We start from the raw sequence: 14,293 nt of genomic DNA, 5'->3' as shown, positions 1-14,293 counted from the left end.
AAGGGGGGCCTCCCCCCTTCCCACTAAGGGAGGAACACATATGAAGAAAGCTCTGGAAGAAATTCTTACTATCTTTATTCTCATATACATCTTATTTCAACCAATATTAAACGAAGTATATGCACTGCGTAGTTACACTGTAGAAATGATCTTAGACTCGGCGATAGAAGAAGCTGCTAATGGAGAGAATGGGAGATTTACTCCTGAGATCATTAATAAAATGAAAAATACATTGGTAGCTGAACTCGGATACGAAGACTCAGAAATCCAGTTTAGAGGCACCACCACTTTAACAGATAGAGGACAGTACATCGAAGCATCACTTTCAGTACCTCACAAAAGACTATGGATATTGCCAAACTTCTTTGACAATGATTCATACAATGATCGCATTGAGAAATACGCTAAACAAATGTCAGAGTATATCATACGGTGACCTATGAGAAAGGTATTGATGATTGTTCTATTAATGATCTTTTATGTTCAGTTGCAAAACTTTCAAGATGACCATTTGATTCATCGCTTAACTCATGAACGATTAAAAAATAGTATTAACCGGGGAGCCCACGATGCAAGTTTACAAGTTGATCCAGTAGCTTGGGGGGAAGGAAGAATAGAGTTTGTTACGGATCGGGCACTTCTGGCATTTAAAAATACAATGTCGGCCAATATTGGTCTAGATCCTGTTACTTTGAAACCTCTCCCAAATACTATGTTGACCAGTGAAATGGATATATTGTTTGAGGACTATATAGATTTTAAGGATAACGTTAAGTTCCCATACCTTTATAAGAACAGTACTTATGGTATTCAGCGAACAATCTATGGACCAGCAGTAGTCTATGTCGTAAGAATAAAAACACCAAAGTATAGCGCAACTTCTTCAAATGCTTATATTCAAAAACCAGTCGTCTTTGAATACCCATTTCCATAACTTCTTAGTGTCTGTTCTCTGCCAATATGTTAGAATAAATCCAAGTATTTCTAACTCATTTTGCTTACAGAGGACAGGCGTCCTTTGGATTCTATTCGGTATCGACTATCAAGCATTCTGCTTGAATGATACTCTTAAGAGTCCAAATGGAGACGACTGTCTTTTTTAATTTCATGCTCCCATTTTTTGATTGATACACAACAATCATTCAAAATAGGAAGAGAGTAATAAAAAGGAGGCCCAAATGGTTAGTTGGATATCGAATAACAAAAAGTATTTGTTAGGCTTAGGCGCAGTATTTTTAGTAATCGCAGTGGTATTCTTTGCAAAAGCAGTAGTGCAAGCAACTCCTGAGAAAGCAGTAGTACAGGCAACTCCTGAGAAGTTTAATGAAGGAATAATATATGTCTACAGTGATTCGTGCGGATACTGCACAGAATTTTCACCTTCTTTTGAACAAGCGGTGAGCAGTTACCCTGATTTACAGGTTGAGAGTTGGAATATTAACAAAGACCAAGTAAAGATGGATAAAGCAATAGAAATGGGTGCAGAGGTTACACCGACAGTCTTTTTTATAAAAGAGGGGAAAGTAATCGATAAAATTGAAGGATCAGTTAGTGAACAGGCGGTTCACAAGTTTATCAATAAAAACATGTGAACACAACCATTGAAAGCCAATACTTTTTAGGAGGAAGACAGAATATGAAGATAAATGCTCAAAACATTGTAGCAAAAGGATTGGTAGTTACTACGCTTGCTCTAGGATTTATTCCTCTTGGTTACAGCCAATCTGTTGATGCTGCCGCTCAACAGAGTACAAAAGATTTTCAAAATCATAAGTATAAGTTGAACATTGAATACGTGGTAAAGAACAATCTGATGTGGCTATTTCCTGATGGGAATTTCCAACCGGATAAGCAGCTTACACAAGCAGAAATGATTGCTGGTTTAGTACAAATAAAGAAGTTAACACAAGAATCAGCGGTACCAGGATTACCAGCAGGCCATTGGGCTAAAGGTTATTATGGAAAGGCTAATAAAGATGGAATACTCAAAAATGTAGCCATTGCCCCAAATAAAGTCTTAACTCGTGAGGAAGCAGCGATATTAATCGTTAATGCTTGGGAGAACTTGCGACAATCGCGCACAAAAAAAGAGTCTGTTGAGTATCAAGGCCGATCCAATATTGAATATGTAGTAGGCTCAGGGTGGATAACAGAAAAATCGGGTTCGTTTCCAAATGGGGTAGCGACTACAAAATATGATAGTAAATCTAACATGACACGAGGAGATTTAGCATTTAGCATACATCAACTCCATATGGATTATATAGGCATTCAAGATGCGGAAAAGTTATTTATGCAATTTAATAAAAGTATGAAATTAAAAAATGGTATTTTGACTGGTACTGTACCTAGCTCTCAAAAGTACGCTTTGGATATTACTCTATATTTAAAAGGTCCTAAGGTAATTGAGCATGAAAAGACGGGGAACCTATTAATTAATGTTTCTCAGGCAACTGAAATGGTCGTCAGAATCGTTAGAAAAGGGGAGGCTATTCCATTAGCATATTATCACTACAATAATTTACCTCACTCACTAAATCATAAAAATATTCGGCGGTGAGGGTAGTGAAGCGGTTCTTACTTACACTATTAGCAGGGATATTGTTTCTTGTAGGAGTTCTCGAATACTCTGCCTATTGGAATAATGCTCAAGCAGCAGTATCAAATCCTCAGCTGCATGGTACAATCCCTGGATACTTAGATCGGTATAAAAGGGTAATTGGGAGTTCAAAGCAATTTTTTGATATGCTAGAAAACGTGGACCGAAGAGAAGAAATGGATGTTACGATCGCAGATGTAAAAGTGACAGGAACTACCTCTGGAGCTGGACAAGTCCTAAACTACTCGAAAAATTCTACTAGTTCTAATAATGGGTATGCTGTAGTTAACATCAACGAAGCACGTTCATGGGCTTCTACTTTTAATGGGAATCCGTCGTTTATTTCTTCAGCTAACGGCCTGTATGGGTTTGCTGTAAAAGATAAAATAGACAATACCTTATACACAGGCTACCTTTTAGCTGAGGTAGCTGAGATGTCCGGCGGACGAGGATTACCGCAAACGTTCACCTCTGTATCAACGAATAACCCCGATGAAAAATATAAGGTTGTCGTAAATTTTGAAACGAGCCCACGCCCAAAAGGTGGGATTGGGATTGGCAGTAAGTCACAATACAATGTAGGTGACACTGTTAATGTTAACTTTTGGGCGGAGGATTATAGCTTCTATAATCGTGGAATTAAGGTATTGAATTATTATATTTACAATAGGGATACCGGGAAAACAGAGTATAGTTTTAGTAATGAAATTCGAACCCATTCCGCAATGCAGAATGGTGATAGCTCTGTAGGCGGTCCTGGTAATCCCTATCATATTGAGAAATCAGGTCAAAAGTTTGTTCCAACGAAAGCAGGAAACTATGAAGCGCGAGTATTAATTACTGATTTACATGATAGAAACAGTCAAAATACTTTAGCAGTAGGAGGGGCTGGTGTAGCTTATAGTGTCCCATTTAAAGTAGGAAATCCAGGTCCTACAGACCCTACCGATCCTACAGACCCTACCGATCCAACCCCAGGACCATCATGTTCAGTTGGATCGACGAAGACAAGAATGGATATTCAGGTAGAAGGGGATAAGGACGTTAAGAATCACAATTCAATACCAAGCGGTGGATCGGATATTGCTGTCGAGAAAAACGCTACCATAACTCTTTATGCATCCAAGCCTGGTACTTTTAAAATGAATAAAGATACGATGGAACCTGGATCAGGTGGAAATAAAAAAGTGGGAACCGGTAGCATAGGTAGTTCTGGCCGAGTCAAAGTGGTGTACACATCTGACGATGGAACCGAATGCTGGGAAAAGTATTTTAGGGTTGAGTCGCCAGACGGTGAAGACTCATGTCCGATCGTTACTCTGTCAGCATCCGGAGTTAGTAACGGTAAGACGATCGAGATCATGCAGTTCGATAAGCTTACGTTTAAGGCAAAGTACACAACGAAATACGGTGACAGTTCAGATGCCTCCTTGAAGTGGGATGTAACACTTCCGAACGGAAAAATCTATACGTTGCCGGTTCAGGAAAGTGACAAAGGAAGATGGGGGCCATATAATTCCTCGAGTTTAAAACTTCCCTACGGAACAACGCACGAGCCGTATAATGTCCAATTCGAAAGAGGTAAAACGTACAAGCTGAAGCTTAACTTTGATGGGACAAAATGGGAAGATCGGCCTGAGTGTAATTGGGAAATAACGATTGTAGTAAAAGATGCTTCCTGCTCAATCGCTGAGCAAAAAAAGGTAAGATTCTTGGTACACGGTGAGCCACCGCTGCCATTTTCTCCTGAAGGCGAAGCGATGAATGGATCTGCTAGTTCCGGGTATACACTGACAGACCCGGTATACATCAAGTACTTTACTGAAGCCGGTGATCAGTATGATACCAATATGTCGTTTTCCTCTCAGGTATCAGGTACATGGTATTTGAAGAGTCCTGGAGGAGAAAAAACAGCGTTAACCGATAAGTTAGCGGCAAACGAAAAGTTTAGGCTCATGCTACCAACAAGTGTAGATGTTGGTGATGAAATCGTACTTCTTTTCGAGTCCGAGACGGGTTGCACGGGTGAAGTAAGGTTCACGATTGAAACAGATCGTAAGTGTTGGGACATCATGGTTTCCGTAGAATACCGATGGATTGATAACAAGAAAGAAGTGCTATGGAAGAAGGATATTAAACGTGGAGAAACCATAGAAATGGCTGCGGATGAAATTCCGGATAAGTACTCTTTCCGTATGTTTTTTTCTGACGATAGTCATTATTCTATGAGATGGTTCGACCCTGCTACAGGCAAGTGGGAAAGAAAGCGTAATGGAGAGTCTCTTTCTGGTTCAAACAAATCAAATAATAGTCACTGGGTTCTCTTTCCGGAAGACGACAACAACATCATGCTCGAAGGATTGTACAAGGTGCAATTTTATTCCACGCAAAGTGATGGATGCGATGGCCACTTTTTTGTTCAAATTGGAGATGCTCCTAAAGGTGGAGAAAACCTTCTAATTCAGAAAAGTAGCTTTGAGATTACCCCAAAGGATCCTCAAGCAGCTGGGACAAATGCAACAATTACATTCAATGTTAAAAATGAAGGCGAATTGGAGCATGATACAAAACTAGCAGTACGTTGGGCGAGTTCTCCAACAGCCACTGTTCTGGATGTAAAAGGTTTTAAACCAGGGGAAGTTCGCAAAATTACAGTACCAACGAAATATCCGGAGAAATCTGAGAACTTTATTGCCAACATCAATCCAGATAAGAATAAGCCTTCTAATGAATCGAAATGGCCTGATAATCGTGCAGAGTGGCCAATCAAGGTAACTGGTGGAGGAGATCCACCACCTGGTGGAGGCGAAACCCCATCTCCTGGAGGTCCGATCGATGGTGGCCAGCTAAAAATTCGTGTTTACGATTCTGGAGATCGTCTATTGAATCTGCCGAATGACGGAGTATGGGAAAAAGAACGAGCACGAATTGAAGTGGAAATTGATCAGACAAAGATTAATCAAGCGTTGGGACAAGTTAATGCTGCTGTAAATAATGCAATCAATGAAAAGAGAAGCGAACTTACGGATCGTTACTCGGGTGATAATGTAAAAGGAGTTTCTGTAACTGCAAGCCCTACATATTGGAATGCAGTTGGAAACCCAATGACTACTTGGCCTTCAACTACACCTATGACAGTAAACGGACCAGGGGTTAATGCAACCTATTCATTAAACACGAAGCAGCAGACACAGTCTAATTTCTACACCGGTACAACAGTCCCAACTAAGAAAAATGGAACTGATCTTTTATCCACTAAGTATGTCGTAACGGCTGAAGGATTCCAAATTGTGGCGAACTATAAAGTCGACTTTTCAGTGTCATTTGAGAATTGTGATGAGGATGGAGAAAACTGCAGCACTGAAACTGACAGTGATCAAATCTCCAATACTTTTACAATTAATATCAAAGGTGACAAAACCCAATTTGAAGTCTTTGATTTATATGTAGTAGGAAAAGTAATGCATACAGATCAGTGGAATACAAATAGAAAACTATATAATACAAAGAAGAGTGGCAACCCAGAAGTCCCCCGATATTATGACATGTACTGGGCTGGAGAAAGGTTCATGTTGAGGGGGGACACTCCAGATACGGGTGCGTCGCCTGTGAAACTTCAGAGTGTAAAGGTTACGATGAGCATAACCAATGATTCTACTTTTCTGAATGAGCGTGTGACTTCTTATACATTTACAGGGTCGATGTGGAAGAATACCTATGAACGCTTGTTAAATGGTCCGTATACGTTCACGTTCCTTGCTACCTGGAATCATGGCCACACAGAAACAGATACTTACACCATAACAATCCAAGATATTTGGACAAACTTTTATGAATTGCATAGGCTTCACTAAAACGTCCCCGGTTAACCCCGGGGATTTCTCTTTAATGATTTGGTCAGACTAAGCTCACTACTGTTCTCAAAAAATATAGTAGTAACTGGTGGTGTTCTCCACGGGCCTTGTTGCAGAGGATTCCGTCGAGCTCCGCGCGCCCGGCGGTGCCTAGATCCGGAATGACACAACCAGGAGCAACTCCCTGGGCGACTGCCGCGATCATAGTTGCAGGAGTGGCCAACAAGCCGGGTGGGTCCCATCGAGCTCCACGAGCCGGCAGCGCCTTGATCCGGAATAACAATCTAGAGCAGCTCTTAGAGCGACACCGCGATTAGTATTGTTAGCTAATCAGTCTAAGACTTTATTTTCTAGTCTAAAACTACATTTTCAATAACAGTACGACGCAGACACCTGCAGGAAGCGTCCAGGAATTGTTCGGCAGTAGCTTGTTCGAAGGCGACTCCATTATCTGAGGACTGACGAACGATGACCTTCTCCCTGAAGCGAACGTTATGGGGGGATTGTGGGCTCAACGGCTTGGAAGAGAGAACGAGCCGCTAGCCGTCGCATGTGTTCCTGGCAATGGAGCAGAACGATCTCGGGGAACCGCCAGGGGTAGTGAAGAAGACTTCCGTACAGCAATTCATTCGGCTGGTCGAACGTAAAAAGGGAACTGCTGCCCGCGGCCCGCTTCTACGTGCTGTCGATTACGCCGGTAGATGCCGCATTGGCGTTCGGTGCGTCCATGAACCCGCAGATTTAAACATTCAACGCAGCCGCTGAAGATGGCGAAGGAGAAGGGAGAAGACTACATTGACCTTTCCCCCATTTTCTGGCAGCACAAGACTCAATACGGTGAAGACGGCTCTCATTTCACGAATGCATGCTACCCAAATCCTGCTGGGCTAATGGAAGGAGTGGACGGATCTAGCTCATCAGTCGCGCGGTTCGGCAGTCACCGATACGAACGAATCCTACAAAGCAGCGTTCAAGCACTTAGTTGAAGTCGGTAATGTTCGCATACCGCTGCACTTGCTTCAGGGTTCCCTGGGCGACGGCAGGGTCGACAGGATGTTTAGATTTATAACAACAAAATCAGTCACATACCCTTAACAGGGGACACTCATAAGGCCTAAACAGTTCAGCAACAACGATTACCCATCACTACCCGGAAAAGGAGCTATAGATTAACCTGAGGGATGTCCGGGTAAGATATGGAGCAGTTGAGGGTTCTCGGCTGAGATCGCAGGCAGACGCTGCTAGAAAATGTCATCACTTTTATTCTGGAAAATTGCATTGCTTTTACAAATTATGTTTACGAACTGCTGTACAATCTATATCATTAGAAGTATGACCTATATGAAACATTAACTGGCAATATAAATAACTAAACTAAGCATTCAGAGGAGCACTCTATCATGCGTTTTTTCGTGTGATTAGGGTTGCTCTTTTTTTGCTTGGAAAGGAGACTTTATGGTAGTCGTGCTTGCTGAAAAGAAGGATCAAGCAAAAAAGCTTGCCACTCCCTTTGATTGGAGGGAGAAGGATGGATTTATTGAGGTAACACCTTGTTCTATTTTTCCAAAAGGAGCTTATATTACCTGGGCACTAGGTCATTTAGTTGCTCTTGAAGAACCAGAGGCATATAACGAAAAATATAAGAATTGGATCCTTGAAACACTACCGATTATTCCCGAAACATTTAGGTACAAAATATTGAAGGACAAAGCCAAACAATTTGGCATTGTAAAGCGTCTTGTTAACCAAAAAAACGTTTCTGAGATAATTATAGGAACCGACCCAGGTAGAGAGGGTGAGGCGATAGCCAGGCTAATACTTAATCTGGCTGGATGTAAGAAGCCAATTAAACGGCTTTGGACGAGTTCGCTTACAAAAGATAGTGTAATGAAAGCTTTTCAAAGTCTGTTGCCTGAAGCAGTGAAACGCCCTTTATTTTATGAAGCGCAAGCTCGAGCACAGGCAGATTGGTTAATTGGCTTAAATACTTCACGCGCGTACACAATTGCTTTTAAAAATATGGGGGTAGATGGAACATTTTCTTGTGGCCGGGTCCAAACGCCGTTACTTGGCCTTATATGTAAAAGAGAGGAGGATATTGAATCCTTCATTCCAGAAAAATTCCATGAGGTGTTTGCGACCTTTAATTTTAATGAAAAATCATATAAAGGAAAATGGTTCAAAGGAGCTTTGGACCGATTAGAAAAAGGGAAAGCAGAGCAGTTAGCTAAACACTGTCTTGGTAAAAATGCACTCATTCGAAATGTTGAAACAGAACGTAAAGAGTTTAGCCCGCCTTTGTTATATAGCCTTTCAACCTTGCAAACTTTTGCGAACAAACAGTATAAATTCTCACCAAAATTGGTTCTGGATATCTGCCAGAATCTATATTTAAAAGGCTACCTGACTTATCCAAGAACGGATAGTCAGTATATTACTGAAGAAGAAGCAAAGTTATTGCCAGAAATCTTGAACAATCTATCGAAATATCCTGAATATCAGCAGTGCTTACCAGCTCCTATAACCAGCATTCTTCACAATAAGCGGTTCGCAAATAAGTCAAAGGTTAGTGATCATCACGCGATCATTCCAACTGAAACCGTCCCGGATCTAGCAGCGCTCACTGATGATGAAAAAAAGATATACGATCTTGTCGTGAGGAGTGTCGTAGCGGCACACTATCCAAATGCAGTCTTCGACTATACAACAATTGTCACCCTTGTCGATGAAAAGTTTTCTTTTCGTACTACTGGTAGGCAACTGATAGATGCAGGTTGGCATAAGGTAATTCATACACATGATTTCGTTGACGAAGAAAATACAGGTACTAAGGAAATGTACCAACCGCTGCCGAGCCTGCAGCTAAATGAAGTAGGCAACGTAATCGATTGTCATGTTCACGAGGGAGTTACTAAGGCACCAAAACGCTATACTGAAGGGGATCTCATTGCTGTGATGAAGTCCGCCGGCAAGGAGATTGGTGATGAAGATTTGGAGAAGGTCATGGAAGATACGGAAGGACTCGGAACAGAGGCAACCCGCTCCAGCATTATTACAGTACTGAAAAATAGAGAGTACATTGATGTAAGAAAAAACTTAGTCTTTCCCACAAGAAAAGGTAGACTCTTAATTCAGGCTATTGGAGATTCTGTTTTATCCAGTGCTATACTTACCGCACGTTGGGAGCAAAGATTAAGGGAAATAGGAACAGGAAAAGCAGACGCTGCCGTCTTCATGGAGCAAGTTAAACTCCTGGCTAAGAAACTCGTTCAAGACGTTGCTACCAAGAAGGATTGGATCAATAGTAATATGATCAACAACGTGGCAGAAAATAGACAGCATGAGGTGGATAAGAGTAACAGTCGTGGAAAAGTAAATCGTTCTCCCGATCAGAACGGAAATGACAAACCCGAGGAGGAACTCGGGGCCTGCATTAGATGTGGAAGTCCAGTAATTGAGAAAGGAAAATTGTATGGATGCTCCACATACCCGAATTGTGATTTCTCGATCAGCAAGGTCATCCTGGGTCAGCCGGTAACGATCGAAGACATGCGCGCTCTTTTATGTGGTGATGTTACTGATTTAAAGACTGGTTTGAAAAAACCGAATAGTTTAACGCCATTTAATGCATGCTTGGTAATTGAAGCGGGGAAGCTAGCGTTTCGATACCCGAGCGTACGTGAGTTAACTCTTCCACTTAATCTCCTACATTCAGCACCAAAGCAAAAGAAAATGGCTAAAGATCATAAAAAAGAATTCATTCAAATTGAGAAAGAAGCTGAATCTCTAAAGTACCCGGGGAAAGTGGTAGGTGTAACAATTGGGCCCCGTATTACTCGCTATGAATTACTTCCAGCCAAAGGCGTAAATTATTCGAGCTACAAGCGATTTAAACATAACTTTCAAGCAGTACTCATGGCAGAAAAGATCACGATGCATATTCCGATTCCAGGAAAGAACACAATAGGGCTTGAAGTCCCAAATATTGAAATACTTCCTGTTTACTTACGGAGTCTCTTAGAAAATAAGGAGTTTATGGCACGTAGGACAGGGCTCACATTTCCATTAGGAGCTGACATCGAGGGGCAGCCAGTTTATGGAGACTTATCGAAGATGCCTCACTTATTGGTGGCAGGGACCACAGGGAGCGGCAAATCTGTCTTCATAAATTCAGTTATTTGCTCGTTGTTGTATACGTGTACCAAAGAAGAACTACGATTCGTTTTCATTGATCCTAAGCAAGTCGAGCTTAGTGCATATGAAACCTTACCTCATTTGCTAATGCCCATTGTTAAAGATCCTGCAAGAGCCGGAACAACACTCGAGAAGTTAATCGATATTATGAAGCAACGTTATGATTTGTTTGACGCTGCTGGAGTAAAAAACATTGGCGGGTACAATCAGAAACAATCGGTTAAGGGAGAACCACTCTTACCCTTCATTGTATTAGTCATCGATGAATTAGCAGATTTGCTTATGGTCGCTGAGAATAGTGTAGAAGACCAGGTACAGCGCTTAGCCCAGTTGGCCAGAGCAGCTGGAATTCACATGATTATCGCAACCCAGCGTCCAAGTAAACAATGTTTGAGTCCTGTAATTAAGAGTAATTTGCCTGTGCGTATAGCGTTTTCGGTTGCAAGCAGTCCTGATTCAATGGTGATAATCGATCAGCCTGGTGCGGAGGATCTTTTAGGAAAAGGTGATATGCTTTATCAATCACAAGATGCCCCGACTAGACGAATTCAATCCGCTTTTGTATCTGATGAAGAGATTCAACGCGTGGTTCGGTACGCCTCTCAAAATTGATATAAAAGGTAGGCATCGAGTTCAGTTAACTGCTTCTATAAGTAAGTATTATATAACGAGAAATCCCGTCCAAATTCTGGACGGGATCCACGACATCATCCTTTTTGGATATTTTCTATAAGAGGATATTCATTTCTTTCGTTCCTTAGAACACTCTTAAACTAAATTTGCTTAAAATCTATTCACCGAGTATTCTGAAGTCAACCAACGAAATCCATGTGTTCAAGGAAGGGGAAGGACCGATAATGATTGACTTTACATTGTATCCAAAGACTGCTGAATTGATTGATGAGACCTCTATGAATGATCAAGCAGATCACATAATCTTTCTGCAAAAAAATCGGGAAGAGGCAGCCCTCCTTCTAGCGCAGATGCATATGATGGCTTTAGCAGGAATGTCTGACAGTATTCCATTACGGAATCGATCTAAAGTCGAAACTAATTACTTCTATGAAGAAGTAAATAATTCAGTCCATGTCTTTGCTCAAGAACAGGCTCTTTACGATTTTGGTCTCACTTTCGACGACAAATATCAGTATTTCACACATAAAAACCCATTTCTTTTTAAATCAAACTAATCGCTTTTAGTAAATGATTGTTAGGTGGCAACGTCGAGGACGTTGCTTTTTTTTGTGTTAAATATGTATAAGTGATACAAGGGGTTTTGTGCTACTGTATAGGTGGTTAGTGAAGGGATTTTTTTCAATTATTAAGTACTGGTGATTGATAGTAATTACCTCTATGGTAAAATTTACATGATATAGTTCCTTAGTCATACATACTATTATGAAAGAAAAGGGAAGAAAAGAGGGAATAATACCTGTGCAAAAACATGAGGATAATAGAATTATCCCTCCCGATATTGGAGGGCGCCTCCGTAAAATTCGAAAAGGAAAAGGAGCTACCCTTCAATCTTTAGCAGAAGAAACGGGGTTCTCAATAGGAAAACTTAGTAATATTGAGCGGGGGGCTCAAAAACCAACATTGCAAGATATTGAAACTATGTGTTCTTGCTTAGGGGTTAAGTTAGATCAAGTAATACGTAGGCCATTAAATACAGAAGTTGTCGAAAGAATCAAAGCTGATATGACACTAGTCTCTATTTATTTATCGCTAAATTTATTAAGTACAGCGGAATCGCTCCTTTCAACAATTCATAATAAGGTAGAATCTCTTGATCTTAATGAATTATTACCGTCCGTTTATTTTTCTTGGGGAGACTATTATCTGAAAATTAAAGATTACATTAAAGCAAGTACATATTTCAAAAAGGTTATAAATTCAAAGGCGAGTAATGAAGAAATTTATAAATTCAGGGTTAAATCACTTAATGCGCTCTCAACTTTGGAATTTGCACAAAGCGATATACATTCAGCTCTCCATTTCTTTGAAATGGCAGAAAGGGTCTGTACAAATCCAGAAATGAATGTTGAGATTGAAGAACGGGTAAACACCTTTTTTAATGGTGCTGTATTGAATCTCCATATTAATAGATTAGATCATGCATTAAAATATTGTTATGAAATAGAGACAATTACTAAAGGGAAGATGTTTGAATTAAGTAAATTCATACAGGGTATCATTTTCTATTTGAAGAAAAAACCACATGAAGCAATTAATAATATCACCGGCTGCATGTCTTATTTTCGTTCCGAAAATGATGTCGAGTACCTAATTCTATCGTTAAATGCTTTGTATGTTATTTATAAGTCTGATCCAATGAATTATCAGCATTTAATATCAATAATTGAGAACGAGGTTGTTCAAGAGTTAATAGAACAGAAAGCACCCCCATATAGCCAGCAAAAGACTGTAGAGTTTTTTCATCTATTAATTTCTATGTTGTTAAAAGACCGAAATTTAGAGTTTGCCGAGAAACTTCTGCATCAAAGTGATTTACGCCTAGAACAGATAAATGATCCAAACCTATCATATAAAAGTTTTCATCTTTGGGCCAATTATTATCGTATATTGAAACATAAAGACAAAGAAATTTATTTTCTGAAAAAAGCACTAAAACAAACTGAAGAGGATTCAATTGAGAATGCATTGGTCCTTACTGAACTGGGTTTCGCACAAGAGGAAAAGGGACCTTATTTTGAGGCGATTGAGATATTCTATAAAGTATTTAGTGAGCAATATCAAACGATGCATCATTCACTTATTCCCAATCCACGGTTTTAACTGGGCAATACTACACCAATAAATCCTGGCATTTCTTTGTAGCCATTTCCATCTAGAATCTATTCGTAAAGGATGAAGAAAATGATAAAAGAACTGCAAGCGTTAGAAATGTATCTTGTTTCCATAATTGAACAGCGAGCAGCTATACGCAAAGAGTACATAGAAAGAGACAAAGAACTAGTGATCGAGATAAAAGAAGTTTTGAATAGAATCAGAGCAATTGAGGAAAGCGCACCTTCAGAATCAAAGTGTATGGTTGTGGAATCAACTGAGGATGGTAACACTGCCCACACTCCGGAAGAACTTGATAATAAGACGCCTAGAATCCGGAATCGAAAGTATAATTATGCTGCTGAGGTAGTCCCAAAAGCTATTTCCATTTTACAAGAAAGTGGGGACGGATTAAGATCGTCAGAAATTATCCGTCTATTAAAAGAAAAGCATAATCTTGAGTTTTCCAATCCAACAGTAGCGATAAACAGAATTATGTCCCTTACTAATAGAATTAAGAAGGAAAACAAAAGATTTTATTATGCAAATAATGAAGAGTAAATGACAAGCAATGAAAATCGTAAGCTTGCTATCAGCGCATCACTCTTACCGGCTTGAGGAAGATGTCTATGAAGAAGTGAAAAAACAGTTGAGAAGTTTCGTCGAAGAAAATAGGGTATTCTCTCAATACCCATATGAGGATCCAGGTTATTGAAATTGGGGTTGATAGGAACAGAACGAATGAATTGGGTGTCGTTTCATACGCGTTACCTGAATGGGGCTTATTGGCGCAGGGCTGCTGGAACAGAAGTAATGACGGCCACTCACGCCCTTTAGGTTATTGTGAAGTAAGCCTACT

At 40.3% G+C, this 14,293-nt stretch carries 10 protein-coding genes; all 10 read left to right on the top strand.

Annotation, left to right across the window (positions count from 1 at the left end; translation table 11 throughout):
• The first annotated feature begins 40 nt into the window (after positions 1-40).
• The 10 genes from AB1L17_RS22325 (at position 41) to AB1L17_RS22280 (ending at position 13,995) form a co-directional block, all read left to right on the top strand.
• Positions 41-436 (top strand): hypothetical protein, encoded by a 396-nt coding sequence (locus AB1L17_RS22325; protein WP_412847505.1) that lies wholly within the window; start codon positions 41-43, stop codon positions 434-436.
• 18 nt (positions 437-454) lie between these two features.
• The gene (locus AB1L17_RS22320; RefSeq protein WP_412847506.1) at positions 455-934 is read left to right on the top strand and encodes a hypothetical protein; all 480 of its coding nucleotides are present in this window, start codon (positions 455-457) and stop codon (positions 932-934) included.
• A 244-nt stretch (positions 935-1,178) separates the two neighbouring features.
• Positions 1,179-1,592 carry a thioredoxin family protein gene (locus AB1L17_RS22315; RefSeq protein ID WP_412847507.1) on the top strand — a complete coding sequence of 138 codons (414 nt, stop codon included), beginning with the start codon at positions 1,179-1,181 and terminating at the stop codon, positions 1,590-1,592.
• A gap of 44 nt (positions 1,593-1,636) precedes the next feature.
• Positions 1,637-2,560: an S-layer homology domain-containing protein gene (locus tag AB1L17_RS22310; protein WP_412847508.1), complete on the top strand. Its 924-nt coding sequence runs from the start codon at positions 1,637-1,639 to the stop codon at positions 2,558-2,560.
• Positions 2,561-2,565: 5 nt separating this feature from the next.
• Entirely contained in the window at positions 2,566-6,453 is a 3,888-nt protein-coding gene (locus tag AB1L17_RS22305) for an ABC transporter permease (RefSeq protein ID WP_412847509.1), read from the top strand.
• Between the two features lie 564 nt (positions 6,454-7,017).
• Positions 7,018-7,218, top strand: coding sequence for a hypothetical protein (locus tag AB1L17_RS22300; RefSeq protein WP_412847510.1), 201 nt, complete (start codon positions 7,018-7,020; stop codon positions 7,216-7,218).
• Between the two features lie 690 nt (positions 7,219-7,908).
• Positions 7,909-11,259, top strand: a complete 3,351-nt coding sequence (locus AB1L17_RS22295; RefSeq protein ID WP_412847511.1) for a DNA topoisomerase 3 — start codon at positions 7,909-7,911, stop codon at positions 11,257-11,259.
• A 245-nt stretch (positions 11,260-11,504) separates the two neighbouring features.
• On the top strand, positions 11,505-11,837 hold the full coding sequence (locus tag AB1L17_RS22290; protein WP_412847512.1) for a hypothetical protein: 333 nt from the start codon (positions 11,505-11,507) through the stop codon (positions 11,835-11,837).
• Positions 11,838-12,081: 244 nt separating this feature from the next.
• Complete coding sequence (locus tag AB1L17_RS22285) at positions 12,082-13,443, top strand: helix-turn-helix domain-containing protein (protein WP_412847513.1); 1,362 nt, start codon at positions 12,082-12,084, stop codon at positions 13,441-13,443.
• An 81-nt stretch (positions 13,444-13,524) separates the two neighbouring features.
• Positions 13,525-13,995: a Rok-like winged helix domain-containing protein gene (locus AB1L17_RS22280; protein WP_412847514.1), complete on the top strand. Its 471-nt coding sequence runs from the start codon at positions 13,525-13,527 to the stop codon at positions 13,993-13,995.
• The last annotated feature ends 298 nt before the right edge of the window (positions 13,996-14,293 follow it).

Source organism: Brevibacillus jepli (assembly GCF_047229145.1).
In the GTDB taxonomy this organism is placed as follows: domain Bacteria; phylum Bacillota; class Bacilli; order Brevibacillales; family Brevibacillaceae; genus Brevibacillus.
This window is presented reverse-complemented; position numbering and strand designations above follow the sequence as displayed.